Below are 25,645 nucleotides of genomic sequence, written 5' to 3' on the forward strand. Positions count from 1 at the left end.
CGAGTTAATGTCCGCATTCGCTTTTTCCGGCCTCAACCTGGCCGTGACCACGCCTTTCGATGCCCAAGGCAAGATCGACTATCCACGCTTCGAAACGTTGCTTGAGCGCTATCTCGTGGCCGGCGTGGAGGGCTTTGTCCTGAGTTCGGGGACCGGCATGCATGTCTACCTTAGCCAGGAAGAGTCCAGGCAACTGGCTGCCTTCGGCACCAGCGTCATCAAGGGTCGTGCTCGCGTCATTGTGCAAACCTCTGCCTTGCTGGTGGACGAAGTAGTGCAGCGCACCCGCCACGCCGCCGGGTGTGGCGCCGATGGCGTCATGGTACTGCCGCCGTTCTTCGAAGGCCCAACCGACGAACAGTGCATCGTTGACTTCTACTCCACAGTGTCCGAAGCCGGGTTGCCGATCATTGGCTACAACGTGCCTCAGGCGGTGGGTGTGGAAGTCACTCCGTCGCTGTTTCGCCAGTTGAGTGAGATTCCGAACTTCGTGTCGGTCAAGGACAGCAGTGGTGACCTTGCCGCCCAAGCCGCGCTGATCCGCACGGGCCTGCCGACGATGAATGGCGCCGATGCATTGGTGCCCTACGCGCTCTTCGCCGGGGCCGCAGGCCTGATCTGGGGTGGCGCGAACATGGCCCCGCGCGCTTGCGTCGCCGTGGTAGAGGCCGCCATGAGGCACGACTGGATCAGTGCCCGGGAGATCTGGCGGTCAATAGAGCCGGTGATGTCGTTGATCTGGCAGGGTGACTATGTGCAGTCGGTCTACGCCGCTGCCAAGATCACCGGCTACGGAGCGGGAAACCCGCGTCGGCCGTTGGCGCGTTTGGCTGCTGGTAAACTCGACGCGCTCAAGGTTGCCCTTGAACCGTTGATCGCGCTTGAATCTGACCTCGCCTGAGGATGGGGCGCGGGCTTACGAGCATGCCGGGCGAATGATGTCGTCTCCCTCGAAATGGAATGATCCATGAGCAACCAGTCGGACAGCGCGGCACCTGCTTACGATGTGCCCAGGCCTCAGCTCGGTATCATCCTGTGCCTTCTCTCGATGCTGGTGTTCGCCAGCCAGGACGGGATTACCAAGGTACTGGTCAAGGATCTCCCGATTGCGCAGCTGGTGATGGTGCGCTATTGGGCCTTCCTGGTTTTCGCTGTCGGCTATGGCGTTTTCCAGGGAAACCTGCGCACCGCTTGTCGAAGCCGCCACCCCTGCCTGCAGATCATTCGCGCCCTGATCGGCGTGGGTGAAATCGCCTTGTTCGGACTGGGGCTGCGCTACCTTGGGCTGGCGGAAATGCACGCGCTGTATGCAGTCTTCCCGCTGATGACGCTGGCCTTGGCTGGAGCGTTCCTGGGCGAGTTCATCGGGGTTCGTCGATGGATAGCCGCCGCCATCGGTTTTACGGGGACACTGGTTATCCTTCGCCCCGGCACCGGTGTCTTCGAGCTGGCGGCGCTGGTCCCGCTGTTGTCTGCCCTGGGTTTTGCGATTTTCAGCGTGTTGACCCGGCGCATCAGCCAGCATGATTCATTCGCTACGAACCTGCTTTACATGGGATTCTTCGGCGCAGTAGCCATCACCTTGTGGGGGCTTCCAGGTTGGGTTTCGCCGAGCCCGATGCAATGGGCCCTGATCGCGGTGCTTTCCACTACCGGGGTTGTGGCCCAGCTGTTATTGCTTCAGGCGCTGAAGTACGCAACGGCAGCCACGCTCCAACCGTTCAACTACACCTTGCTGGTGTTCGCCACGCTGATTGGCCTGCTGGTATTCGGTGAGCTGCCCGACACCTGGACCGTGGTGGGAGCATGTCTGGTGATTGCGGGTGGGATGTATGCGATCAAGGCGAAAGGGTAGCCACCGGGCAGGTACCCAGCGGCTGTGACACCGCCTTCGCGAGCAAGCTCGCTCCCACATTTTTGATCTTCAGCGGACACAAAACCCAGGTACCCGCAGAACCCCTTGTGGGAGCGAGCCTGCTCGCGAAGAGGCCAGCACAGTCAACACATCTATCGCCTGTCAGACCGCCATCGCGAGCAAGCTCGCTCCCACATTTTTGATCTTCAGCGGACACAAAACCCAGGTAACCGCAGACCCCCTGTGGGAGCGAGCCTGCTCGCGAAGAGGCCGGCACAGTCAACACATCTATCGCCTGTCAGACCGCCATCGCGAGCAAGCTCGCTCCCACATTTTTGATCTTCAGCGGACTCAAAACCCAGGTAACCGCAGACCCGTTGTGGGAGCGAGCCTGCTCGCGAAGAGGCCGGCACAGTCAACACATCTATCGATCGTCAGACCGCCATCGCGAGCAGGCTCGCTCCCACATTTTTGATCTTCACGGGCACAAAGTTCAGGTACCCGCAGAACCCCTTGTGGGAGCGAGCCTGCTCGCGAAGAGGCCAGCAAAGTCAACACATCTATCGACTGTCAGACCGCCATCGCGAGCAGGCTCGCTCCCACATTTTTGATCTTCAGCGGACACAAAACCCAGGTAACCGCAGAACCCCTTGTGGGAGCGAGCTTGCTCGCGAAGAGGCCAGCACAGTCAACACATCTATCGCCTGTCAGACCGCCATCGCGAGCAGGCTCGCTCCCACATTTTTGATCTTCAGCGGGCACAAAACCCAGGTAACCGCAGACCCCCTGTGGGAGCGAGCCTGCTCGCGAAGAGGCCGGCACAGCCAACACATCTATCGCCTGTCAGACCGCCTTCGCGAGCAGGCTCGCTCCCACATTGTTGATCTTCAGCGGACACAAAACCCAGGTAACCGCAGGCCCCTTGTGGGAGCGAGCCTGCTCGCGAAGAGGCCAGCACAGTCAGCACATCTATCGACTGTCAGACCGCCTTCGCGAGCAGGCTCGCTCCCACATTTTTGTTCTTCAGCGGACACAAAACCCAGGTAACCGCAGAACCCCTGTGGGAGCGAGCTTGCTCGCGAAGAGGCCAGCACAGTCAGCACATCTATCGACTGTCAGACCGCCTTCGCGAGCAGGCTCGCTCCCACATTTTGATCTTCAGCGGGCACAAAACCCAAGTAATCGCAGCCCCCTTTGTGGGAGCGAGCCTGCTCGCGAAGAGGCCAGCACAGTCAACACATCTATCGCCTGTCAGACCGCCTTCGCGAGCAGGCTCGCTCCCACATTTTGATCTTCAGCGGGCACAAAACCCAAGTAATCGCAGCCCCCTTTGTGGGAGCGAGCCTGCTCGCGAAGAGGCCAGCACAGTCAACACATCTATCGCCTGTCAGACCGCCTTCGCGAGCAGGCTCGCTCCCACATTGTTGATCTTCAGCGGACACAAAACCCAGGTAACCGCAGGCCCCTTGTGGGAGCGAGCCTGCTCGCGAAGAGGCCAGCACAATCAACACATCCATCGACTGTCAGACCGCTTTCGCGAGCAGGCTCGCTCCCACATTTTGATCTTCAGTGGACGTTAGCCCGATTAGAACCTGAAGCGTCCCACCAATCCCTTGAGCTGCCCGGAAATATCGGTCAGCCGTCCCGAACCGGTCTGCGCCGTATGGGCGAATTCCTCGACCAGTTGCGCATCGGAATGGATCTGCGCGATGTGGCGGTTGATGTCTTCCGCAACTTGGTGCTGTTGCTCCGCGGCGGTGGCGATCTGCGTGTTCTGGTCGCGGATCGAGTCCACCGAGGTGCGGATCTTGTCGAAGCTGTCGCGAGCCTGCTGGATGCGCTCGACGCTGGTGTGCGACACCTGCAGGCTGTTCTGCATCTGTTGCGTCACTTCCTGGGTGCGCCGCGCGAGGTTGCCGAGCAGACTGTCGATCTCGCCGGTGGAATCGGCGGTGCGCCGCGCCAGGGCGCGCACCTCGTCGGCCACCACGGCAAAGCCGCGGCCCTGATCGCCCGCGCGCGCCGCTTCGATGGCCGCATTGAGCGCCAGCAGGTTGGTCTGTTCAGCGATCGAACGGATGGTGTCGAGGATGGTGTTGATGTTCTTGCTGTCCTGCTCCAGCGCCTGCATGGTCTGGGTCGACTGCTGCAATTCCTCACTCAGCTTTAGCACGCTGCCGGTGGCTTCGCCGATGTGGTGCTGGCCGTCATGTACATCGCGATAGCCGGTGTCCGCGCTGACGGCGGCCTGGCTGCAGGAGCGGGCCACCTCGTTGGCGGTGGCGACCATTTCGTTGAACGCGGTGCTCACCAGCTCCACGGCCTGGCGCTGGCGCCCGGCGGCATCGTTCATGTTCTGGGCCACGTTGCTGGTATCGGCCGCGGCAGTTTGCAGGTCGGAAGAAGCGCTGCCGATGCGTTGCATCAGTTGCGCGATCATGGCCAGGAACTGGTTGAACCAACCCGCCAGGGTGGCCGTTTCGTCCTTGCCCTGCACCGACAGTTTGCGGGTGAGGTCGCCTTCACCTTCGGCGATTTCCTGCAGGCCATTGGCAACACCACGAATCGGCCGCACGATCACGCTGGCGAAGCTGGCGCCGACAATGGCGAAGACCACGGCCAGCGCGGCGGCGATGGCGGCGATCAACCAGGTCAGGCTCGAAGCCTCGGCCATCACTTCGTCGCGCTTGATCAGGCCGATGAAGCGCCAGCCCAGGCTTTTGGAGGTGACGATGTTGGCCATGTAGGGCACGCCATCGATCTCGATCTGGGTGGCGCCATCGCTGCTCTTGGCCAGCGCGGCGTAATTGGGGCCGAGGTCGGCCAGCGGCTTGAAGTTGTGCTTGGCCTCGGCGGGGTCGACCAGCACGTTGCCGCTGGCCTCCACCAGCATCAGGTAGCCGCTGTCGCCCAGCTTGATGTTCTTGACCAGTTCGGTCAGCTGTTTGAGCGACACATCGAGGCCGACCACGCCGACCAGCTTGCCGCTGGCATCGGCGACGGTGTGCACGATGCCGATCAACGACACGTCGTCCGGCGCCCAGTAATAGGCATCGGTTTTCACGGTGGTGCCAGGCGCTGCAATAGCCGCCTTGTACCAGGGGCGTACGCGCGGGTCGTAGTTGGAAATCTTCGGATCATCCGGCCAGCTGGCATAGCCACCATCCGCCAGGCCCAGGGACAGGTAGGCGGTGGTTGGATGGCTCTTGGCGAACTGGTCGAAAATCGCCAGCAGCTGTTTGTTGTTCTCGGTCAGCGGGATCTGCGCGGCGTCAGCACCCGAGTAGTTCTTCAGGTCCTTGGCCGCGACGATACGCGGATCCTTGGCGAAGAACTCGACGTTCTGCATGATGCCGTCGAAGAACTGCTTCATGCCGTTGTCGATCTGGCGGATCTCGCGGCCGCTGCTGTCCAGGAAGTTGGCTTGTGCCGCATCGCGCAGGTTCAATACAACGAGCACCGCCACCAGGATAACCGGGAGGCAGGCAATGGTCGCGAACGCCCATGTCAGCTTCTGTTTGATATTCATGACTTCTCCCGCAGGTATTTATCGGTGTTGGAAACGGCGGAAACAGTAGCGGTGAGCGTTGCGAACTCTTGGGGGAAAAGCGCCCATGCCTACTCTGAGGCTATCGACCAATGTCGTATTCCCTTGAGGTCGCCACTGGTCGGACGTCGCTAACGCTGACAGTGATGTCGCGCAGGCGATGGTTGCCTTTGCGGTTAATCGGGAAGATGGCTTGGCTCGGGCAATCCGCCCGGGTCCGGTCCAGATCGCCTTCCTGTCTCACGAGGCCCCATGCCCAGCGCATTCGAAAGCGTACTCAAGAACAAGAACATGGCCTATCGCCCCCAAGGGGCTGCGCCTGAGGGACAAGCGCCGGTGCGCGTCGCGTTTGTGCTGATGGACAACTTTTCCATGATGTCCTTTACCGGCGCGGTGGACGCGCTGGTCACCGCCAACCTGATGAGCGACATGCCGCTTTATGAAGTGCTGACGGTGGGCGCTTCGGGCGGGCAGGTGACGAGTGACCTGGGCATCGTGATTTCCACCGATATCGAGCTGGCGCAATTGCCCGATAACCTCGACGTGCTGATTGTCGCCGGAGGCTTTCGTGTGAAGTTGCAAGGCACGCCGTTATTGCGGCGCAAGCTGCGCGCCCATGCGACGTCCGGGGCGATAGTGGGGGGGTTGTGGAACGGCGTTTTTTTTGTGGCAGAGGCGAACCTGCTCGATGGTTTCGAATGCGCGGTCCATCCGGAAAGTCGGGCGACGATGGCCGAAATGTTCCCCCATGTGAAAGTCACCAGCCGCGCCTATGTCGTGGACCGCGAGCGAGTCAGCTGCGCGGGCGCCAATAGCTCGCTGCGCATGATGCTCCAGCTGATCCGCCGCACCGGCGGCGAGGCGCTGGTGGGGGCAATCGAAGAGATCCTTCGCTGCGATGAATCAGGGGATGACGCCACGGACCTGCCGCCGATCTTCGTCGAGACCGATCCGACGCTGCCGGAAAGCCTCAAGCTGGCGCTGGAACTGATGTGGCAAAACGTCGAGGAGCCGTTGACGATCGATGAGCTGGCGGCCTGCGTCAAGGTCTCCAAGCGCCAGCTGGAACGGCGGTTCTGCCGGTTCCTCGGTGCGACCCCGACGCGTTATTACCTGGAACTGCGCCTGACACGCGCACGCCAGCTCATCCAGCAGACCAACCGCTCGGTGACCGAAATCGCCGTGGCCACCGGCTTCGTCAGCTCCCCGCATTTCCAGCGACGTTTCCGCGATTTTTTTGGTGTGCCGCCGGGTAGCTATCGTTCGACGTTTGGGCGCAAGTAAGGTTTAGCCGCCCGCGTTTGCGGGCCTTGCGAACAGCTTGGGCGTGAAATCGAGCAGCAGCGCCACCACGATCGCCCCCGCAGAAACCAGGAACAGCACCGCATGCTGTCCGCCACTGGCATTGAACAGCGCCGAATAGCCGAACCCGGCGAGCGCCTGAAAGGTTGCGAATGAAACGGTGGCGCGGCTCCAGGCGACTTGCTGGCGATGATGGTCCGGCACCAGTTCGTGCACCCGGGCCAGGGCCAACGGCACGATGCCCGGCGGGAACGAGCCGATCAGCACCGCCAGTACCGCCAGCGCCAGGAAGCTCTGGGTAATCGCCAGCAGGCCAAGGGCAACGGCCTGGACGGCCAGCACCAGTCGTATGCTTTTGCGCGCGCCCAGATGGTCGGCGAAAAGGCCGTAGGTTACCGGGCCGATAATCGCGCCGAGGCCGTACATCACCCAGACCAGCGCACCGACATGGGCGCCCGCCTTGAGACCACGCGCTACGTAGTCCACCAGGAACACCATTGCCGGGACCAACCCTGCCGCCATGAAGGCGTATTGGGCGAACAGCTGATACACCGCGCGGGGCGTGGGTTCGGCCGGTGTGGCGTGTTTCGCGAAGCTTGTCGCCTGGGCAGAATCTTCCGGCCAACCGAACCAGCTCAGCCCGGTCAGCACCAATGACAACACGCCGAGCCCCAGCCAGGTCGCCTGCAGACCGTGGCTCAACAGCGGCGGCACAATCGTTCCGGAGCCGGCGATACCCAGCCCGATGCCAAGGAAAATCGCACCACTGGCCAAGCCTCTGCGCGCGGCGGGCACATGCGGCAGTACGGTCGCCGCCACCAGCACCATGATCGCGCCGCCGGCGATGCCCGACAGCAGCCGCCAAGCGAAATACCAGATCACCGACACCGGGAAGGCGCAGGCAAAAAATGCCGCCGTCACGGCCAGCATCATCAGGCGCAGCGCCTGCTTGTTGCCCAGGCGCCGAGCCATGGGCCGGCCGAGCAGGGCGCCGATCAGGTAGCCCACCAGGTTCGCCGCTCCCAGGTAAACCACGTCGTTGGCGCTGAACCAATGCGCTTCGATCAGCGACGGAATCAACGGCGTGTAGGCGAAGCGTGCGAGGCCGATGCTGACGAGGCTGGCGCAGAGGCCGGCGAATATCGGCAACCAGATGCCCGTCGGGGATGAGTCCAGCGCCGTGGATTGGGTGTGCATGGGAACGATCCTCTGGAAAGGTTTATGGCGTCCAGCATATCGGCTATCGTTGGAGCGTTTATGCAGCGATTTCGCGACATGGTGATGCAGTTTTGCAGCGGGAGAGGGCGAATGAATTGGGATGACGCGCGGGTGTTTCTCGCGGTATGTCGGGAGTCGACACTGCGTGGAGCGGCCCGGATACTGGGCGTGGATCAGGCGACCGTGGGGCGACGGATCGTCGCGTTGGAAAAATCCTTGAGCGCCGCGTTGTTCCTGCGCACCTCCGACGGTTATGCGCTGACGGCGGTGGGCGAAGCGGCGCTCAAGGCCGTGGAGAAAATGGAGCAGTCGGCCCTGGAGCTTGAGCGTCGCATCCAGGGCCTGGACGATCGGTTGATCGGCAACGTACGCGTCGCCACCACCGATTCGTTGGCGATCGATTTCCTCATCCCGGCCATCGCTCGCCTGCATGCGCGGCATCCCGACGTCCGCGTGCAACTGGATGCCTCCACGCAGATCATCAGCCTGGTCAAGCGTGAAGCGGACATTGCCGTGCGCAATACCCGGCCCGACAATCCTGATCTCATCGCCCGGCGGATTGCGCGCTGGCCGGTGGGGCTGTTCGCCTCGCAGGATTACGTCGACGCTCATGGGGAGCCTGCGCCGGGCAGTGCTTTCGAAGGGCATGACCTGGTGGTCTATCAACCGTACTGGCAGGGCCAAAAGGATTTCACCCTGGTGGCCGAACCGGTCGGCCGAGGACGGATTGTCGCCAGCCTGAGCTCAAGCCTGCTGGTACGCAGGTCGATCGGGGCGGGGATCGGGGTGGGAGAAATTCCGGTGTACATGGGCGAGCGCGACGGGCTGGTGCGGCTCTGGCCGCAGCGCACGCGACCGCTGCCGTATGAGGTGTGGCTGGTGACTCACGCGGATCTGCGCCACACGGCGCGGGTGCGGGCGGTGATCGATGAGATTGTCGCGGCGTTTTCCCAGGAGAACAATTAAGTAAATGTGGGAGCGAGCCTGCTCGCGAAAACGTCAGGTCAGCCAACTGTCATGTTGGCTGACCCACCGCCTTCGCGAGCAGGCTCGCTCCCACCAGTTACACCAGTTACACCCATTACATAGGGCGTCGGCCTCATGGCATTTGCGGCAGTTCCTGCGGCCGCAGGTCAAACACCAGCACCTCGGCATCCTGGCCGTTGCCCAGCGTCAATGCCTGTTCGTTGCGTACCCGCACACCGTCGCCTTCCTGCAACGCCACGCCGTTGAGCTCGACGCTGCCCCGGGCCACATGCACATAGGCATAACGATCAGCGGCCAAGGTCAGCGTGGCACTTTCCTGGCCATCGAACAGCCCGGCATACACCCGTGCGTCCTGGCGTACGTGCAACGACCCCTCGGCGCCGTCCGGGGAGATGATCAGTTGCAGGCGACCGCGTTTCTGTTCGGTGCTGAAGTGCTCCTGCTGGTAGCGCGGCGTAGCGCCCACGACATTGGGCACGATCCAGATCTGCAGGAAGTGCACCGGCTCGTCCGCGCTGTGATTGAACTCGCTGTGGGCCACGCCGCTGCCGGCGCTCATCAACTGCACATCACCCGGACGAATCACCGAGCCCGTGCCCAGGGTGTCCTTGTGTTCCAGCGCGCCTTCGAGCACGTAGGAGAAAATCTCCATGTCCCGGTGTGGGTGCTGGCCGAAACCTTTGGCGGCGGCGACCCGATCGTCGTTGATCACCAGCAGGTCGGAAAAACCCTGTTGGTTGAGGTCGCGGTAGTTGGCAAAGGAAAAGGTGTGGAACGACGTCAGCCAGCCGTGACGAGCGATGCCGCGATCAGAAGCTTTGCGAAGGGTCAGCATGATGATTCTCCTGGTTCAGTGGGCGGTGGCCTTGGCCGTTCGCCGGGTACAGAAGAAGGTTAATGGTTATCGGCGCATTCAATAAGCGGCTGAATGTGGAAATACTGTCCGTTCTGAGTGGACAATCTCGCCGGGAGCGCTGCGCTTCGTCATAATGCCAGCCGATCAAACCATGAACCCTTGTGGGAGCGAGCCTGCTCGCGAATACGTCGGTACAGGTTTTATCGATGGCGGCTGACAAACTGCCTTCGCGAGCAGGCTCGCTCCCACACCAGATTGTCTAAACATGTTTGCCGTGCATGAGCCTTCCAATGCGTTCCTTAGTTTTGGCGTCCGCCCCATGAAAACCGTTGCAATGGTGCTGTTCCCCGATTTCCTGCTGCTCGACATGGCCGGGCCGCTCGAAGTGTTTTCCATCGCCAATCGTTTTCTCGCGCCGGACCAGCACTATCAGTTGCTGACCCTGGGCACCGAGCGCGGGGCGTTGCGAGCCTCCAACGGGGTGACTGTCCAGGCCGACATCCATATCGACCAGGCTTGGGCGGCCTACGACGTACTGCTGGTACCGGGCGGGCCTGGTGCCTATAACGACAGGCATCCGGGCTTGCACACCTGGTTGCGGGCGTCGGCGCAGCGGGCCACGCGCTACGGGTCGATCTGCACGGGAGCCTTCATCCTGGGAGAGGCGGGCTTGCTCGACGGCTATCGGGTCACCACCCATTGGCATTACACCGAACGCCTGATCCAGCGGTTCCCCAAGGCTTTGGTCGAGACCGACAAGATCATCTTGCATGACCGACGGTTGATCACCTCCGGCGGGGTCACGGCCGGTATCGACATGGCCCTGTCCATCGTCGCCCAGGACCATGGCCGCAAAGTCGCGCTGGATGTGGCCAAGGTCTTGCTGGTGGTCATGCAGCGCCAGGGTGGGCAAGCGCAGTTCAGCCCGCTGGTAGCGACGGTGGCGGCACAGGAATCGGCGGTTACCCGGGTGCAGCATTACGTGATGGAACATCTGGAAGAGCCGTTTTCCATCGAGCGCATGGCCGATTTGGCCGCCATGAGCTCAAGGCATTTCGCCCGGGTTTTCCAGCGCGAAGTCAAAATGACGCCGATGGAATTCCTGCAAGGTGCGCGCATCGATCGGGCGCGGCAGTTGCTGGAGTCCACCGACTTGCCCCTCAAGACCGTGGCGTTTCGCAGTGGCTTTGGCAGCGTCCGGCATATGCGCCAGTTGTTCAGCGAAAAACTCGGCCTGACACCGGTCCAGTACCGGCAGCAGTTCAGTTGAGCCTTCGGTGTCCGTCCAGGGCACCGTGATGTCCGTGATGCGCCCTGTGCCAGCATTGTTCTCTGCCCTATGGCTGCCAAGATAACGGCGAACCCTCTGCAAAGGATGCGCAGGAGCCAGGGCAGTGTGTGCGGCGATCCGCAGCGCCACGCCCGGACCGGTTTTCTGTCGCTGGATCGCTCATGAACAGCTTCACCAAACCTTGCGCCGCAACAGCGGTGAGCACCGAAACAACGGTGCGCTTCGGTCCGTTTGTCTTTCACCGCCAGCAGCGGCTGGTTACCCGCGATGGCGAGCCCCTGGCCCTTGGCGGTCGCGCCCTGGACATCCTGCACTTGCTGGTTGCCCATGCGGGCTCCTTCATCAGCAAGCAAACCCTGATCGCCCAGGTCTGGCCCGACAGCGTGGTGGAAGACATCAACCTGCGGGTGCACATTGCCGCCTTACGGCGGGCGTTCGGTGCCGGGCAGGATGGCAATCGCTACATTCTCAATCATCCGCGCCAGGGCTACTGCTTCGCCGTGCCCCTGACCCCGCAGCCGAGTGCTGAATCATCCGGCGCCAGGCGCTCCGAGCGGCACAATCTGCCCGCGCGCCTGAGCCCGGTGATCGGTCGCGACAAGCTGCTGGGACGGCTGTTGGTCGAGGTTCCTCGCCAGCCCCTGACCACCGTCGTCGGCCCGGGCGGTATCGGCAAGACCACGGTGGTGTCGCGGGCGGCGGAACTGTTGCTTGAGCATTTCGCCGACGGCGCCTGGTTTATTGACCTGGCGGCGATCAGCGACCCGGCCGAGGTCTGCCCGCGGATCATGCAAACCCTTGGCCTGACGGGCGGCTCGCTGGAACAGTGCCTGCAATCGTGCCGGATGTTGCTGGTGCTCGACGGCGCCGAACACCAGCTCGATGCCTGCCGGGAGCTGGCCTTGACGCTGCGCTCAGCGGCCCCTGGCGTATCGCTGTTGTTGAGCAGTCGCGAAGCCTTGGAGCTTGCAGATGAACATGTCGTGCAATTGGCCGGTCTGGCCGTGGCGACGGCCAGCGAGCCCGGCCACTTGATATTGGCGAGTCCGGCGGTGCGCTTGCTGGTCGATCGGGTCGGTGCCCGACAGCAGGGCTTCAAGCCGGGTGAACGCGACCTCGCGCCTCTCGCACAAATCTGCCAGCGCCTGGACGGATTGCCGTTGGCGCTGGAGCTGGCGGCGGCCCAGGTTGATGTGCTGGGCGTGGCGGGGGTCCTGGAACAGTTGGACTACGGTCTGTCACTGTTGAGCCACGGCCGCCGTACAGCCGTGGCGCGCCACCGCAGCCTTGATGCGGCGCTGGATTGGAGTTTCGAGCGCTTGGGCAACGACGAACGGACGGTGTTCCAGCGGCTGGCGGTGTTCGAGCAGCCGTTCACGTTGAAGGCTGCGCTGGCTGTGGTCAGTTGCACCGACGTCGGGGTGGGGCGATTGCCCTGGCTGCTGTCACGGCTGGTCAAGCAGTCGCTGGTGATGGTTGAACAAGGTGCCGAAGGCAATCGCTACCACCTGCTCAATACCACGCGTGCCTATGCCTTGGAAAAGTTGCGCCGCGCTGGCCAGTGGCAGTCGCTCCATCGGCGCTACGTGTTGCAGGAGGCCTGGCTGGCGCGGCGTTCAAGACCCGAGCTGGCGAGTCAGCGTCTGGAGCAGCGCGCCGGCTTCCTTTAGGTCGGGTGTGTCGAACCCTTCGCTGAAGCGCCGATAGACCGAAGCGAGCACATCCTGCGCGGCCGCATCCTGGCCGCGCCGTTGCCACAGCCGGGCCAGCGACATGGCACTGCGTAATTGCCAGGCCAGCGCGCCTTGGCTCCGGGCTACCGCCAGCGCGGCGTGCAAGTACTCTTCGGCACGGCTTTCTGCGCCCGCTTTTCCCTCGGCCAGCAACGCTTCGGCAGCGATGCGCAGGATTTCCGCCGAGCACCAGCCTGCCGCGCCGCTATGGGCGCGCTCGATCTGCTGCGGGCTGACGGCATCGCCGCGCAGAGTGACGACGGTATCCTGGATCAGGCCGCAAGCGCTCAAGTGCGACTGCGGACTGGCGCCGTCGAAGGCGCGCTCGTAATGGCCAGCCCAATCATGGAAGAGCATGACCGAATGGCGTTTGGCCTGCTGCTTCAACATGTCCAGCCGTTCCCGGGCGGTCGGCTGATCGCCGGTGTAATGGGCGATCACGCAACCGGCGATCGCCAGGGTGTAGCAGATCGAAAGGCCGTGGTTGATCTGCAGGGCAATCTGTAGCGCGAGGTTGGCCGTGCGCCGGGCTTTTTCGGCGAACCCTTGCAGCCAGAGGATGCGCGACAGGATCGTCAGCGCGGCCACGCTCTGCTCGTATTGCACGCCGAAACCGTGGCTGAAGCGGCTCAGGTGACCATTCTGGGCCAGGCGCTGGATGACCTGCTCGGCGTCGCGTCGCGCGCCGTCCTGGTCGCCGGTGAAATGCAGCGCCAGCACCCGCAGGCGCTGGGTACTCAAGGACAGGACCGGGTCGCCCGGCAGGCCCAGGCGATCGAAATCCAGGCTTTGCTCCAGCGCCTTCTGATAGCGGCCGGCGCTGAGATTGACCGTCATGAGGCCCGACAATGCGCGCAATTCGCCCGCCCGGTCCTGGCACTGCCGGGCCAGGTGGCGGGCCGTGACGAAGGCTTCGACAGTGGCCGGCGTACCGCCCTCGGTGTGGTAGTTGAAACTGCCGTGGGCCAGTTCCAGGGCGAGGGTCAATCTCGGGCACGGCGAGGGGCTGGCCCGTAGCAGCGCCCGCGCCTTGCTGACATACAGCCCGTGCTCCTTGAGCAGCGACAGCTCTTGCCAGAGCGGCAGGGTGCGCGCGGCCAGGCGGATCGCCACGGCGTGCGAACCCTGCGGGCCCAGCCCGCGGTCGAGCGCCGCGCGGATGTCGTCCCGATAGGCCGCGTAGCGTGCGATCCACACGCGCGTAGAAGTGTTTTCCCAATCCTTTTCAGCCTGTTCCATGAGCGTCAGGCAGCGCTCGGCGTGGCGCTCCCGGGTGGCGGCCAGTTCCCCGGCCTCCAGCAGTTTTTCCAGGGCGTAGCTGCGCGTGGTGTCCAGCAACCGATAACGGACCTCATCGTCGCCGATCTCGACGTTGAGCAACGATTTCGCCACCAACTGGCTGATCGAGACCAGTACCTGTTCCGGCGCGACGTGCTGGCCGACGATGACTGCCGCGGCCGACGCCAGGTTGAAACTGCCCATGAACACCGCCAGGCGCCGCAGGCAGGTCTGTTCGCACGGCGTGAGCAGCGCGAAGCTCCAGTCCACCGTGGCGCGCAGGGTCTGCTGGCGCGGTGCGCTGGCGTGCCTGTCATGGTCGAGCAGGGCGACGCTGTCCTGCAGTTGCCGGCATAGCGCCTCCAGCCCAAAGCGCCCGACCTGGGCGGCGGCCAGTTCGATCGCCAGGGGTATTCCGTCGAGCCGCTGGCAGATATCGACGATCAGCGGAACCTCGTGGTCCGTCAGCTCAAAATCGTCCTGGCTGGCCATCGCCCGTTCGGCGAACAGTTGCAGCGCCGGGAATTCCAGGGCCGGATAACCTTCGATGACCATGCCTCTTGGCGGAAACGCCAGCGAATCGAGGCGCTGCACGTGTTCGCCTTCGGCGCGCAGGCCTTCGCGGCTGGTGGCCAGGATGTGCAGGTGAGGCGCGCCGCGCAGCAGGGTTTCGCAGAGCAGCGCGACGGCATCGATCAGGTGTTCACAGGTGTCGATGACCAGCAGCAGATGGCGGTCCTTGAGTTGCCGGACGATCGCGTCAAGCGGTTCGCCGTCATGCAGCGTCAGCTCCAGCAGCGCACAGAGGTTGGGGGCGATCATGGCCGCGTCGTTGAGCGAGGCCAGGTCCAGCAGGCAGGTGCCGTCGCGGTACTGGCCAAGCAGCCGTTCGGCAACCCGCAAGGCGACGGTGGTCTTGCCGATGCCGCCGCTGCCGACCAGGCTGATGAAGCGTTTGCGCGGGAGCTGCGCCACCAGGCTCTCCACCAGGCCCTGGCGGCCGATCATGCGGGTACGGCGCGGCGGCAGGTTGCGCGCCAGGGAGGGGTGGGGGATGCGCGCCAGTTCCTCGGGCGCTTCGAATGTCACCGGTGCGACAAAACTGTAGCCGCGCTGCGCCACCGTGACGATATAACGCTGACCGGCCTGGCCGTCGCCCAGGGCCTTGCGCAACGCCGCCACGTGAACCCGCAGGTTGGTGTCCTCCACCACGCTTTTTGGCCAGACCCGGGCGATCAGTTGCTGCTTGCTCACCACTTGGCCGGCGTGTTCGAGCAGCACCAGCAAAATTTCCACCGCCCGCCGGCCCAGGCGCAACGGCTGCCCGCCCTCCAGCACCAGGCGCTGGCGCGGATGGACCCGGTAGGGGCCGAAATGCACCGTCTGTTCGACGGGCAGGCTGAGGTATTGGCTCATGGTCTGCTCAAGGTTCTGTTCCCGCTGTACCCGAGCATATTCCTCAGGTTTTGCGTCAAGCGCAACGGTGGGACGTGTTGTTCCAACCAAGCCCCCGTGGCGAGGGAGCTTGCTCCCGCTGGGCCGCGAAGCGGCCCCAAAAGCACCACCCCAACCAATCTGGCACACCGAAGTGACAATTCCGGGGCTGCTGCGCAGCCCAGCGGGAGCAAGCTCCCTCGCCACAAAAGTGCTCTCCTGTAGCTTGTTAACACCTCAGTCCCAAAAAAATTAACAACGTTTAACTCACGCACATGCCTCTCCTGGCCGGACCATTGAATGATCCACCGACCTCAAGGAATCACGTCATGAGCACCTTCATCACCCGCGACGGCACCGAGATCTACTACAAGGATTGGGGCAGTGGCCAACCGGTGGTCTTCAGCCACGGCTGGCCGTTGAATTCGGACAGTTGGGAGGCGCAGATGATGTTCCTGGCGTCCAACGGCTATCGGGTGATTGCTCACGACCGTCGTGGTCACGGGCGTTCCAGCCAGCCCTGGGACGGCAATGACATGGACACCTACGCCGATGACCTGGCCGAGCTGATCGAGCGCCTGGACCTCAAGGACGCGGTGTTGCTCGGTTTCTCCACCGGCGGTGGCGAAGTGGCGCGCTACATCGGTCGGCACGGCGCCGCCCGCGTCGCCAAGCTCGGCCTGATCTCGGCGGTCACGCCGCTGATGCTCAGGACCGCGGCCAACCCCGGCGGCCTGCCCATCGAGGTGTTCGACGGCTTCCGCCAGGCCTCCCTGGCCGACCGTTCTCAGCTATACAAGGATGTGGCCAGCGCGTTTTTCGGCGCTAACCGTCCGGGTGCCAAGGTGTCCCAGGGCATGATCGACTGGTTCTGGATGCAGGGCATGCTCGCCGGCCACAAGAACGCCTATGACTGCATCGAGGCCTTCTCCGAGACCGATCTTTCCGAAGACCTGCGCAACATCGACGTGCCGACCCTGGTGGTGCATGGCGATGACGACCAGGTCGTGCCGATCGAAACCGCCGGCATCGCGGCCGCCAAGCTGCTCAAGAACTCGCAGCTGCTGGTCTATCCGGGCGCGCCCCATGGCCTGACCGACACCCACAAGGACCGGCTGAACGCCGACCTGCTGGCGTTCATCCAGGGTTGATCAAGCCATGAACCTGTGGGAGCAAGCCAGCTCCCACAGTTTAAACAGGACCTCACACCGATGAACCGCAACGATCTACGCCGCCTCGACATGAACCTGCTGGTGATCTTCGAGGCGCTGATGTTCGAGAAGAACCTGACCCGTGTCGCCGAAAAGCTGTTTATGGGCCAACCGGCGGTGAGCGCGGCGCTCGGGCGGCTGCGGGATCTGTTCGATGATCCGCTGCTGATCCGTCACGGCCGGGGCATGGAACCGACGCCTCGGGCCCTGGCGATCCTGCAAGAATTGCAGCCGGCCATGGACACCATTTCCGGCGCGGTCAGCCGGGCCAAGGCGTTCGATCCGTCCACCAGTTGCGACGTGTTCCGCATCGGTCTGTCCGACGATGCCGAATTCGGCCTGTTTCCACCGCTGCTCAGTCAATTGCGCGAAGAAGCGCCGGGCATCATCGTGGTGGTGCGCCGGGCCAATTTTCTGCTGATGTCGTCGTTGCTCGCCAGCGGCGAAATCAGCGTCGGCGTCAGCTACACCACCGACCTGCCGGCCAATGCCAAGCGCAAGAAACTGCGGGACATTCCCTGCAAGGTCCTGCGTGGCGACAAGCGCCCGGGGCCGCTGACCCTGGACGACTACTGCTCGCGACCCCACGCCATGGTGTCGTTCTCGGGCGACCTGAGCGGCAACATCGACCTGGACCTGGCGCGCATCGGTCGGGCCCGCAAAGTGGTCTTGGCCGTGCCGCAGTTCAGCGGGCTACGCGCCTTGCTGGCGGGCACCGAGCTGATCGCCACGGTGCCGGACTACGCCGCCTGCGCGCTGGTAGAGGGTTGCGCCTTGCGCGCCGAAGACCCGCCGTTCGAGATCAATGCCGCCGAGTTGTCGATGGTCTGGAGCGGCGTGCATGACAACGACCCCGCCGAGCGCTGGCTGCGCTCGCGCATCGCCACCCACATGTCCCAACCGTTGCCGGCAGCCGCCTCGACGGACCCGGCCGGAGCTCACCGATGAACACCACTGACGAACGCCGCATGCAGGACCTCGGCCTGCTGTTCCTGCGCCTGAGCGGCGCGCTGTTTTTGCTGTGGGTCCATGGCTTGCCGAAGCTGCTGAACTACAGCGCCGAGCTGACCCGCATCGAAGACCCGTTCCACCTCGGCGCGGCGCCCACGCTGATCCTGGCGATTTTCGCCGAGGTGCTTTGCCCGCTGCTGATCATGGCTGGCGTGCTGGTGCGCCTGGCGTGCTTGCCCATCCTCTTCCTGCTGGCCGTTGCGCTGCTCGTGGTGCACCCGCAATGGAGCCTGGAAGAAGGCCAGTTCGGTTGGTTGCTGCTGATCATATTTACCAGCGTGTTCATTGCCGGCCCGGGAGGCCTGGCGATCAAAGCGCGTTTTGCTGGAGTGCTGCGTCATGCCTGAATCCCAAACCCTTGAATCAACCGCGATCCCGGCGATCCCCGGCTTCGATGAAATCGTCACCCTGGTAGTCAAGCACCGGGTCAAGGCCGGGCAGGACGGCGCCTATGAAGCCTGGTTGCGGCGCATCGTCAGCGTGGCCGGCCAATGGCCGGGGCATCTGGGCGTGGACGTAGTCCGGGGCAAGCAGGGCGGGTTGTCGCTGTTCACCTGCGTGCTGCGGTTCTGCTCCACCGAGGCCATGCAGCGCTGGCTGGACTCGCCCGAGCGCCGCGAACTGGTGGAAGAGGCCGCGCCGCTGCTGGCGGACGGCGACCAGACAGAAGTCGCCCCGCACAAGGAATTCTGGTTCGCCCCGCTGGCCGATGTCGCCACGCCGCCACCGCGCTGGAAGCAATCGGTGGTGACCTTGCTGGTCATCCTGCCGCACACCTTGCTGGTGCCGTTGCTCTGGGGCCCGCTGCTGCAACTCAACGCGTTTCTGTCGAATTACGTGGTCGCCACGTTCCTGATCACCGTGACCATCGTGCTCTCGGTGGTGTACGTGTGCATGCCGCTGGCGACGCGTCTGTTCGCGCCGTGGCTGGAAGCGTCCAAGGCCCACCAACACCTGGAGCCCGGCGATGGCCAATAAAGACGACCCGACCGATCCGCTGCGCCGCCAGTTGCTGGCCGCCGGATCCCTGCTCAGCGCGGCGGCGGCTTTCTGGCCACGCCTGTCTCTTTCATCTTCCCATCCAGAAGGACATCCAATGAACGCCGATCTGATTCTGTTCAATGGCCAGTTCCATACCGTCGACCGTGAAAAACCTCGCGCCAGCGCGGTTGCCATCAGCCAGGGCCGTTTCGTCGCCGTGGGCACCGATGCCGAGGCCATGGCCTTGCGTGGCAGCGGCACCCAGGTCATCGACCTCAAGGGCCGCACCGTCATTCCCGGCCTCAACGACTCGCACCTGCACCTGATCCGCGGTGGCCTGAACTACAACCTGGAGCTGCGTTGGGAAGGCGTGCCGTCCCTGGCCGACGCCTTGCGCATGCTCAAGGACCAGGCCGATCGCACCCCGACCCCGCAATGGGTACGGGTGGTGGGGGGCTGGAACGAATTCCAGTTCGCCGAAAAACGCCTGCCGACCCTGGAAGAACTGAACCAGGCCGCGCCCGACACCCCGGTGTTCGTGTTGCACCTGTATGACCGCGCCTTGCTCAACCGCGCCGCGCTGCGGGTGGCCGGCTACACCCGCGACACGCCGAACCCGCCGGGCGGCGAGATCGTTCGCGATGCCAACGGGAATCCGACCGGCATGCTGGTGGCGCGGCCCAACGCGATGATCCTTTACTCGACGCTGGCGAAAGGGCCGAAGCTGCCGCTGGAATACCAAGTCAACTCCACCCGCCAGTTCATGCGCGAGCTCAATCGCCTGGGCCTGACCAGCGCGATCGACGCCGGCGGCGGCTATCAGAACTACCCGGACGACTACGAAGTCATCGAGCAGTTGGCTCGCGAGCAGCAGCTGACGGTGCGCATCGCCTACAACCTGTTCACCCAGAAGCCCAAGGAAGAACTCACCGACTTCAAGAACTGGACCGGCAGCGTCAAGCTGCACCAGGGCGACGATTTCCTGCGGCACAACGGTGCCGGTGAAATGCTGGTGTTCTCGGCGGCGGACTTCGAAGACTTCCTCGAACCGCGTCCGGACCTGCCGCCGGGCATGGAGCAGGACCTGGAGCCGGTGGTGCGTCATCTGGTCGAGCAGCGCTGGCCGTTCCGCCTGCACGCCACCTATGACGAATCCATCAGCCGCATGCTCGACGTGTTCGAGAAGGTCAACCGCGACATTCCGTTCAACGGCCTGCCGTGGTTCTTCGACCACGCCGAGACCATCACGCCGAAAAACATCGAGCGGGTCCGCGCGCTGGGCGGTGGCATCGCGATCCAGGACCGCATGGCCTTCCAGGGTGAATATTTCGTCGACCGCTACGGCGCCAAGGCCGCCGAAGCCACGCCGCCGATCAAGCGCATGCTGGCCGAAGGTGTACCGGTGGGCGCCGGCACCGACGCCACCCGGGTCTCCAGCTACAACCCGTGGACCTCGCTGTACTGGATGGTCAGCGGCCGCACCGTCGGCGGTCTCTCGCTGCACGAAGAAGGCCTGCCGCGGCTGACCGCGTTGGAGCTGTTCACCCATGGCAGCGCCTGGTTCTCCTCGGAGCAGGGCAAGAAGGGCCAGATCAAGGTTGGCCAACTGGCGGACCTGGCAGCCCTGAGCGCGGATTTCTTCAGCGTCGAGGAAGAAGCCATCAAGTGGATCGAATCGGTGCTGACCGTGGTGGACGGCAAGGTCGTCTACGCCGCCGGCGACTTCGAAAAACTCGGCCCGGCCAGCGTCCCGGTACTGCCGGACTGGTCGCCGGTGGTCAAGGTTCCCGGCCACTGGCGCCCGGCTTCGCCATTGCAGGCGCAAGTCCACCAGTGCAGCGGGCCGTGCAAGGTGCATTCCCACAGCCATGAACGGGCGCGTCTGTCGAACGTGCCGGTCAGCGACTTCCAGGGTTTCTGGGGCGCGTTTGGCTGTTCGTGTTTTGCCTTTTAACTGACAAGCATATTTCCCTGTGGGAGCGGGCTTGCTCGCGAAAGCGGTGTGTCAGCTTGCAAGGTTGTCGGATGTGACGACGCCTTCGCGAGCAAGCTCGCTCCCACATTGGTTTCAATATATCCATCCCAAAGGAGTCATCCCATGAGCAACGTTCCCGCCTACAACCGCCTGAACAAAGACGACGCGGTGGTCCTGCTGGTCGATCACCAGACTGGCCTGATTTCCCTGGTCCAGGATTTCTCGCCCAACGAGTTCAAGAACAACGTGCTGGCCCTGGCTGACCTGGCCAAGTTTTTTGGCCTGCCGACCATCCTGACCACCAGTTTCGAACAGGGCCCCAATGGCCCGATCGTGCCGGAGCTCAAGGAAATGTTCCCGGACGCGCCGTATATTCCGCGCCCTGGCCAGATCAATGCCTGGGACAACGAAGACTTCGTCAAGGCGATCAAGGCCACCGGCCGCAAGCAATTGATCATCGCCGGCGTAGTGACCGATGTCTGCGTGGCGTTCCCGACCCTGTCGGCCCTGGCTGAAGGTTTCGACGTGTTTGTCGTGACCGACGCCTCGGGTACGTTCAACGAAACCGTGCAACAAGCCGCCTGGGTGCGCATGACCGCCGCCGGCGCGCAGATGATGAACTGGTTCTCGGTGGCCTGTGAGCTGCACCGCGACTGGCGCAACGACATCGAAGGCCTGGGCAACCTGCTGTCCCAGCGCATCCCCAACTACCGCAACCTGATGAACAGCTACTCGGCGCTGACCGCCAAATAAGCGCGCCTTGCTGGACGACGCCCGCCTTGTGCGGGCGTTTTTGTGCCTGACCAATCTATCAAGCTGAACTACCGCCTTCGCGAGCAGGCTCGCTCCCACAGGGTTTGAAGCGCCCCGAACCACTGTGGGAGCGAGCCTGCTCGCGAAGACATCAGCCCGGTCAACGGCTATGCAAGTTACGTCACCAAGACCACAATGCCCGCTGGAACCCGATGACTGTCCACCCACGGAATGACAATGAACCCCTTCGAAGAAATGCGCATCTTTGCCCAGGTCATGGAGTCGGGCAGTTTCACCGCCGCGGCGGACAAGCTCGGGCTGTCCAAGCAGTTCGTCAGTCGCAAGTTGATGGAGCTGGAGCAGCGGCTGGGGGTTCGGTTGCTCAATCGCTCGACGCGCCGCCTGGACGTCACTCCGTTGGGCCAGCGCTATCATGAGGCGGCGTTGCGCCTGCTCAGCGAAGTCGAGCAGGTGGAGCAGGGCATCAGTGGCCAGACCAGCGAGCCGCGCGGAACCATTCGCCTCAGCGCTCCGTTGTCCTTCGCCGTGGCGCACCTGGGCAGCCTGCTGCCGCTGTTCTTGCAGCGCTACCCGGATGTCACCGTGGAGGTCGACCTGAGTGATCGTTCGGTGGACCTGCTGGGGGAGGGGTACGACCTCGCACTGAGGATCGGCGTGCTGGAAGATTCGACCCTGATCGCCCGGCGCATCGCGAGTATCGAGCGAGTGTATTGCGCCAGCGCCGCCTACCTGGCGCAGCGAGGCACGCCGACGCGACCGGAAGACCTGCGCAGCCACGACTGTTTGCCGTACGGGCACAGCCGTCAGGTGCAGTGGCGATTCGCCGGAAAGGGCAAGCCGTTGGCGCTGGAAGTGGTGGGACGCATGCGTGCCAATAACGGCGACTTGCTCAGGGATGCGGCGATTGCCGGCATGGGGATTACTTATCTGCCGACCTTCATCCTCGGTGAGGCGTTGAGGGATGGGCGGCTGATCCAGGTGTTGGAGGGATTCGAGACCGAGCCGTTGACGCTGTCGGCGGTCTATCCGCAACACCGACAAAGCTCGCGACCGGTGCAGGCGTTGGTGGAATTCTTGCGTGAACACATGCAGTAGGTAGCGCAAAACGCATTCAGCCGTCCCAGGGACGGCTGAATTTCGAGACGCCTAGATCAGGCAGCCAGGTTGGCGGTGAACTCTTTCTTGTACTGGGCCTTCACGGCTTCCATCTGGTTGCCCAGTTCTTCGAGCTTGGCCTTGCCGAGGATTTCTTCGGCTTTAGGGAACATTTCTTCCTCTTCTTCTTCGATGTGATGCTCGAGCAGCTCCTTGACCACTTTCACGCGACCGGCGAACTCAGGTTGGGAAGGGTCGGTGTTTTTCAGGTCGGGCAGCACCAGGGAATCGACGGTACGGTGCTCTTCCTTGGCTTCGTAGTACATCTCGGCTTCATCCTTGCCACCTTCCTGCTTGAAGGCCGGATAAAGGATTTCTTCTTCCAGGCGGGTATGGATGGACACTTCCATTTCCAGCTTGGCCAACAGTTCGGTGCGTTTCTTGATAGCGCGGTCGGTTGATTCGCTCAACTGGGACAGGATGCCCTTCACGCGTTCATGGTCGGCTTTCAACAGGTCGATGGCGTTCATGTGTTGCTCCTCGGTCATTCACGGATGCGGGCCGGCTTCGAGCGCCGACGCCACGTAACAAGGACAGGTGCATCCACCGTGCCAGCCGAGCCGCTTGATAAAACCCTTTGGAATCAATGATTTAAATTGTCGAGAATTTTCGCCATCGTGCAGGCTGCATGAGGCACGCTGAAAACGCCTTGCACTTTGCGCTGCCGCGGGTGTTGGTGGCTGATCGAGCCCAGGTCATCGATCTTCGCGTGTGTGCCACAGGCGTAGCAGGTAAAGGGTGGAGCCGATTATTTCATAGCGCATTTCGTAGGGGCCGACCTGGATTCTGCGGACGTTCCGAGGGTCGAACTCTTCCAGGCGCTCACCCATGCGCGGGTTGGCCAGCAGAGCGGTAGGCGCCGCCGTGAGCTGTTGCACTGTTCGCGCGGCGGCGGGTTGATTCACCAGCGCCAGAAATTCGTAAAGTCGGGCGATGTCGGAAAGCGCCTTGCTGGTCCACTTCAACTCCATCAGCGCGGTACCGGTAACGGAGCGTCAGTGCTGAGGCTATCGGCCCAAGCCTGGACAGCCTGATGGTCAACCACACGGCCAGCGTCAACATCGGCCAACGCCTCATGAGTCAGGCGGCTGCGTTCCTCCTCCTGTTCGATCCAGGCAGATAGCGCTTGTTTGACGATCCAGTTCCTGGAGCGCTCAAGGCGCTCGGCCATCAGATCGATTTTTTCGGCCAGGTCCACCGGGACATGAGCGGTGACCGACCGGGTTTTCGTGGTGGTTGTCATGACGGAATTCTCCTTGGCGGTTGGCGGTGCAAGCCAGTCTTCTAGGCCGATGATTATAGATGACCGGTTGCGATTTAAGCCGCCAAAAAACTAATCAAACCTAATAACAATCTCGGAAAACCACCAGACCGTGGCGAGGGAGCTTGCTCCCGCTCGGCTGCGCAGCAGTCGTAAAAATCTGCCTGACCTGACGCGGTAAAGCGATGGGGCTGCTGCGCAACCCAGCGGGAGCAAGCTCCCTCGCCACGGTTTTAAATCCAGCGCAAAAAAAATGCCCGCATCTCACGATACGGGCATTTTTGTCAGCGATGACGCTCAGGCGATCAGCCGGTCAGGCCCGCCTGCTGGACCAGCGTCAGCAACGGCTGCGGGTACACGCCGAGGAAGAACGCCAACACCGCGATGGCCAGCAGCATCACGCCGCCTGCCTTCTGTTCCCAGTGCAACTCGGCATCGTGACGACGCAGGTTCGGTTCCATCAGGTACAGGGTGACCATCACGCGCAGGTAGTAGAACACGCCGATGGCACTGCCCAGCACCAGGGAGCCGACCAGCCACCATTGGTGGGCCTCGACGCCGGTGGCAATGATGTAGAACTTGCCGATGAAGCCGGCGGTCAGCGGGATGCCGGCCAGGGACAGCATCATCACGGTCAGCACGGCGGTCAGGTACGGACGACGCCAGAACAGGCCGCGGTATTCGTACAGGGCGTCGGCGTCGCGGCCGTTGTACGGCGAGGACATCAGGGTGATCACACCAAAGGCGCCAAGGCTGGTGATCACGTAAGTCACCAGGTACACGCCGATGGCCTCCACGGCCAGGCCTTTGCTGGCGATCAGGGCGATCAGCAGGTAGCCGAAGTGGGCGATGGACGAGTAACCGAGCAGACGCTTGAGGTTGCTCTGGGTCAGCGCCAGCAGGTTGCCAAACAGGATCGACGCGATGGCGATGATCGTCAGCACGTTGCTCAGGACACCGCTGCTGGCCACTGGCGAGATCTGGAACAGCCGCACCATCACCGCGAACACCGCCACTTTCGAAGCGGTAGCCAGGAACGCCGCCACCGGCGCCGGGGCGCCTTCGTAGACGTCCGGGGTCCAGAGGTGGAAGGGCACCAGCGACAACTTGAACGCCAGGCCGATCAGCATCATGCCCAGGCCCAGTTGCGCGATCGGGCTAGGCAGGCCGGTGGCCGCCAGGGCCTGGCCGATGCCGACGAAGCTCAGGGTGCCGGCTTCGGCGTAGAGCAGGGCCATGCCGAACAACAGGAACGCGGAACCGGCCGCCGACAGCACCATGTACTTGATGCCGGCTTCCAGGGAGCGCTTGTTGAAGAAGGCATAGGCCACCAGGCCGTAGACCGGTACCGACAGCAGCTCCAGGCCAATGAACAGGCTGGCCAGGTGCTGCGCGCTGACCAGGACCAGGCCACCGGCGGCGGCCATCAGGATCAGCAGGTACAGTTCTTCGCGGTTGCCCGGGTAACCCGAACCGCCGTCGCCCAGGTAGGCGTGGGCGAGGGTGACGCAGGCGAGGGTGGCGACCAGAATCAGCGCCATGTACAGGCAGGCGAAGCTGTCGATCTGGATCAGTGGCGTGACCGCCAATGGCGCGACTTTCAGGGCCGGCAGGATCGACAGCAAGGCCAGGTTCAGCCCCGCCACCGACAGCAGGAAGGTCTGCGAGTGATTGCGCCGCCAGGCGATCGCCAGCATCACCACGATGATCGTGGCGCTGGTGATCAACAGCGGCGCAAGCGCGATAAAGTGTTGAATCGTGAATTCCATAGCGCTC

At 63.2% G+C, this 25,645-nt stretch carries 21 protein-coding genes and 1 pseudogene; 13 read left to right on the forward strand and 9 right to left on the reverse strand.

All coding sequences use genetic code 11. The features are described from left to right. The first annotated feature begins 7 nt into the window (after window positions 1-7). Window positions 8-901 carry a dihydrodipicolinate synthase family protein gene (locus tag M1E16_RS09575; RefSeq protein WP_458129744.1) on the forward strand — a complete coding sequence of 298 codons (894 nt, stop codon included), beginning with the start codon at window positions 8-10 and terminating at the stop codon, window positions 899-901. Between the two features lie 66 nt (window positions 902-967). Next, window positions 968-1,855, forward strand: coding sequence for a DMT family transporter (locus tag M1E16_RS09580; protein ID WP_458129745.1), 888 nt, complete (start codon window positions 968-970; stop codon window positions 1,853-1,855). 1,585 nt (window positions 1,856-3,440) lie between these two features. Here the strand turns inward: M1E16_RS09580 and M1E16_RS09585 are convergent. Further along, window positions 3,441-4,295, reverse strand: coding sequence for a methyl-accepting chemotaxis protein (locus M1E16_RS09585; RefSeq protein ID WP_434605050.1), 855 nt, complete (start codon window positions 4,293-4,295; stop codon window positions 3,441-3,443). Window positions 4,296-4,349: 54 nt separating this feature from the next. After that, window positions 4,350-5,384: pseudogene (locus tag M1E16_RS09590) on the reverse strand (cache domain-containing protein); the annotation flags it as partial. Window positions 5,385-5,654: 270 nt separating this feature from the next. Here M1E16_RS09590 and M1E16_RS09595 point away from each other — a divergent pair. Continuing rightward, window positions 5,655-6,686 carry a GlxA family transcriptional regulator gene (locus M1E16_RS09595; protein ID WP_434624735.1) on the forward strand — a complete coding sequence of 344 codons (1,032 nt, stop codon included), beginning with the start codon at window positions 5,655-5,657 and terminating at the stop codon, window positions 6,684-6,686. Between the two features lie 3 nt (window positions 6,687-6,689). Here M1E16_RS09595 and M1E16_RS09600 read toward each other — a convergent pair whose 3' ends face one another. After that, complete coding sequence (locus tag M1E16_RS09600; RefSeq protein ID WP_458129746.1) at window positions 6,690-7,901, reverse strand: YbfB/YjiJ family MFS transporter; 1,212 nt, start codon at window positions 7,899-7,901, stop codon at window positions 6,690-6,692. A 111-nt stretch (window positions 7,902-8,012) separates the two neighbouring features. Between M1E16_RS09600 and M1E16_RS09605 the strand changes: the two genes are divergently transcribed. Next, entirely contained in the window at window positions 8,013-8,888 is an 876-nt protein-coding gene (locus M1E16_RS09605; RefSeq protein WP_458129747.1) for a LysR family transcriptional regulator, read from the forward strand. A gap of 133 nt (window positions 8,889-9,021) precedes the next feature. Here M1E16_RS09605 and M1E16_RS09610 read toward each other — a convergent pair whose 3' ends face one another. Continuing rightward, a complete protein-coding gene (locus M1E16_RS09610) occupies window positions 9,022-9,744 on the reverse strand; it encodes a pirin family protein (RefSeq protein WP_434695100.1) in 723 nt (240 codons plus the stop codon). Between the two features lie 340 nt (window positions 9,745-10,084). Between M1E16_RS09610 and M1E16_RS09615 the strand changes: the two genes are divergently transcribed. Next, on the forward strand, window positions 10,085-11,035 hold the full coding sequence (locus M1E16_RS09615) for a GlxA family transcriptional regulator (RefSeq protein ID WP_458129748.1): 951 nt from the start codon (window positions 10,085-10,087) through the stop codon (window positions 11,033-11,035). 182 nt (window positions 11,036-11,217) lie between these two features. Then, a complete protein-coding gene (locus tag M1E16_RS09620; RefSeq protein ID WP_458129749.1) occupies window positions 11,218-12,726 on the forward strand; it encodes an ATP-binding protein in 1,509 nt (502 codons plus the stop codon). Here M1E16_RS09620 and M1E16_RS09625 read toward each other — a convergent pair. Beyond that, on the reverse strand, window positions 12,673-15,483 hold the full coding sequence (locus tag M1E16_RS09625; RefSeq protein WP_458129750.1) for an ATP-binding protein: 2,811 nt from the start codon (window positions 15,481-15,483) through the stop codon (window positions 12,673-12,675). The two genes, M1E16_RS09620 and M1E16_RS09625, sit on opposite strands and share 54 nt — an antisense overlap. 347 nt (window positions 15,484-15,830) lie before the next feature. Here M1E16_RS09625 and M1E16_RS09630 point away from each other — a divergent pair, with 347 nt between their 5' ends. From M1E16_RS09630 to M1E16_RS09660, 7 genes are all read left to right on the forward strand, one after another. Beyond that, a complete protein-coding gene (locus tag M1E16_RS09630; protein ID WP_458129751.1) occupies window positions 15,831-16,652 on the forward strand; it encodes an alpha/beta fold hydrolase in 822 nt (273 codons plus the stop codon). Window positions 16,653-16,712: 60 nt separating this feature from the next. Continuing rightward, the gene (locus M1E16_RS09635; protein ID WP_305495573.1) at window positions 16,713-17,660 is read left to right on the forward strand and encodes a LysR family transcriptional regulator; all 948 of its coding nucleotides are present in this window, start codon (window positions 16,713-16,715) and stop codon (window positions 17,658-17,660) included. Beyond that, window positions 17,657-18,070, forward strand: a complete 414-nt coding sequence (locus M1E16_RS09640; protein WP_458129752.1) for a DoxX family protein — start codon at window positions 17,657-17,659, stop codon at window positions 18,068-18,070. The genes M1E16_RS09635 and M1E16_RS09640 overlap by 4 nt, the downstream gene beginning before the upstream one ends. Further along, the gene (locus M1E16_RS09645) at window positions 18,063-18,701 is read left to right on the forward strand and encodes an antibiotic biosynthesis monooxygenase (RefSeq protein ID WP_458129753.1); all 639 of its coding nucleotides are present in this window, start codon (window positions 18,063-18,065) and stop codon (window positions 18,699-18,701) included. The genes M1E16_RS09640 and M1E16_RS09645 overlap by 8 nt, the downstream gene beginning before the upstream one ends. 118 nt (window positions 18,702-18,819) lie before the next feature. Further along, entirely contained in the window at window positions 18,820-20,658 is a 1,839-nt protein-coding gene (locus M1E16_RS09650; protein ID WP_434605052.1) for an amidohydrolase, read from the forward strand. Window positions 20,659-20,802: 144 nt separating this feature from the next. Continuing rightward, window positions 20,803-21,432: an isochorismate family cysteine hydrolase YcaC gene (ycaC, locus tag M1E16_RS09655; protein WP_030141308.1), complete on the forward strand. Its 630-nt coding sequence runs from the start codon at window positions 20,803-20,805 to the stop codon at window positions 21,430-21,432. Window positions 21,433-21,669: 237 nt separating this feature from the next. Next, window positions 21,670-22,548 carry a LysR family transcriptional regulator gene (locus M1E16_RS09660; RefSeq protein WP_434652809.1) on the forward strand — a complete coding sequence of 293 codons (879 nt, stop codon included), beginning with the start codon at window positions 21,670-21,672 and terminating at the stop codon, window positions 22,546-22,548. A 56-nt stretch (window positions 22,549-22,604) separates the two neighbouring features. On the opposite strand, the gene M1E16_RS09665 is transcribed toward M1E16_RS09660, so the two are convergent. The 4 genes from M1E16_RS09665 to nuoN all read right to left on the reverse strand — a co-directional run bounded on the left by M1E16_RS09665 (window position 22,605) and on the right by nuoN (window position 25,638). Beyond that, window positions 22,605-23,078 (reverse strand): hemerythrin domain-containing protein, encoded by a 474-nt coding sequence (locus M1E16_RS09665; RefSeq protein ID WP_305495568.1) that lies wholly within the window; start codon window positions 23,076-23,078, stop codon window positions 22,605-22,607. 225 nt (window positions 23,079-23,303) lie between these two features. Beyond that, window positions 23,304-23,579, reverse strand: coding sequence for a type II toxin-antitoxin system RelE/ParE family toxin (locus tag M1E16_RS09670; RefSeq protein ID WP_434603698.1), 276 nt, complete (start codon window positions 23,577-23,579; stop codon window positions 23,304-23,306). Further along, a complete protein-coding gene (locus tag M1E16_RS09675) occupies window positions 23,579-23,851 on the reverse strand; it encodes a CopG family ribbon-helix-helix protein (protein ID WP_458129754.1) in 273 nt (90 codons plus the stop codon). Before M1E16_RS09675 ends, M1E16_RS09670 begins: the two co-directional genes overlap by 1 nt. Window positions 23,852-24,174: 323 nt before the next feature. Next, the gene (gene nuoN, locus M1E16_RS09680; protein ID WP_003203388.1) at window positions 24,175-25,638 is read right to left on the reverse strand and encodes an NADH-quinone oxidoreductase subunit NuoN; all 1,464 of its coding nucleotides are present in this window, start codon (window positions 25,636-25,638) and stop codon (window positions 24,175-24,177) included. Window positions 25,639-25,645: the final 7 nt, after the last annotated feature.

It is taken from the genome of Pseudomonas sp. Z2-11, from assembly GCF_054161305.1.

Bases quoted from the DNA above. Each gene is read 5' to 3' on its own strand.
- M1E16_RS09650 (WP_434605052.1), top strand. From the start codon at position 18,820: ATGAACGCCGATCTGATTCTGTTCAATGGCCAGTTCCATACCGTCGAC.
- M1E16_RS09610 (WP_434695100.1), bottom strand. From the start codon at position 9,744: ATGCTGACCCTTCGCAAAGCTTCTGATCGCGGCATCGCTCGTCACGGC.
- M1E16_RS09640 (WP_458129752.1), top strand. From the start codon at position 17,657: ATGAACACCACTGACGAACGCCGCATGCAGGACCTCGGCCTGCTGTTC.
- M1E16_RS09585 (WP_434605050.1), bottom strand. From the start codon at position 4,295: ATGATCGCGCAACTGATGCAACGCATCGGCAGCGCTTCTTCCGACCTG.
- M1E16_RS09580 (WP_458129745.1), top strand. From the start codon at position 968: ATGAGCAACCAGTCGGACAGCGCGGCACCTGCTTACGATGTGCCCAGG.
- M1E16_RS09665 (WP_305495568.1), bottom strand. From the start codon at position 23,078: ATGAACGCCATCGACCTGTTGAAAGCCGACCATGAACGCGTGAAGGGC.
- M1E16_RS09620 (WP_458129749.1), top strand. From the start codon at position 11,218: ATGAACAGCTTCACCAAACCTTGCGCCGCAACAGCGGTGAGCACCGAA.
- M1E16_RS09600 (WP_458129746.1), bottom strand. From the start codon at position 7,901: ATGCACACCCAATCCACGGCGCTGGACTCATCCCCGACGGGCATCTGG.
- M1E16_RS09630 (WP_458129751.1), top strand. From the start codon at position 15,831: ATGAGCACCTTCATCACCCGCGACGGCACCGAGATCTACTACAAGGAT.
- M1E16_RS09605 (WP_458129747.1), top strand. From the start codon at position 8,013: ATGAATTGGGATGACGCGCGGGTGTTTCTCGCGGTATGTCGGGAGTCG.
- M1E16_RS09575 (WP_458129744.1), top strand. From the start codon at position 8: ATGTCCGCATTCGCTTTTTCCGGCCTCAACCTGGCCGTGACCACGCCT.
- M1E16_RS09615 (WP_458129748.1), top strand. From the start codon at position 10,085: ATGAAAACCGTTGCAATGGTGCTGTTCCCCGATTTCCTGCTGCTCGAC.
- ycaC (WP_030141308.1), top strand. From the start codon at position 20,803: ATGAGCAACGTTCCCGCCTACAACCGCCTGAACAAAGACGACGCGGTG.
- M1E16_RS09660 (WP_434652809.1), top strand. From the start codon at position 21,670: ATGAACCCCTTCGAAGAAATGCGCATCTTTGCCCAGGTCATGGAGTCG.
- M1E16_RS09595 (WP_434624735.1), top strand. From the start codon at position 5,655: ATGCCCAGCGCATTCGAAAGCGTACTCAAGAACAAGAACATGGCCTAT.
- nuoN (WP_003203388.1), bottom strand. From the start codon at position 25,638: ATGGAATTCACGATTCAACACTTTATCGCGCTTGCGCCGCTGTTGATC.
- M1E16_RS09635 (WP_305495573.1), top strand. From the start codon at position 16,713: ATGAACCGCAACGATCTACGCCGCCTCGACATGAACCTGCTGGTGATC.
- M1E16_RS09645 (WP_458129753.1), top strand. From the start codon at position 18,063: ATGCCTGAATCCCAAACCCTTGAATCAACCGCGATCCCGGCGATCCCC.
- M1E16_RS09675 (WP_458129754.1), bottom strand. From the start codon at position 23,851: ATGACAACCACCACGAAAACCCGGTCGGTCACCGCTCATGTCCCGGTG.
- M1E16_RS09625 (WP_458129750.1), bottom strand. From the start codon at position 15,483: ATGAGCCAATACCTCAGCCTGCCCGTCGAACAGACGGTGCATTTCGGC.
- M1E16_RS09670 (WP_434603698.1), bottom strand. From the start codon at position 23,579: ATGGAGTTGAAGTGGACCAGCAAGGCGCTTTCCGACATCGCCCGACTT.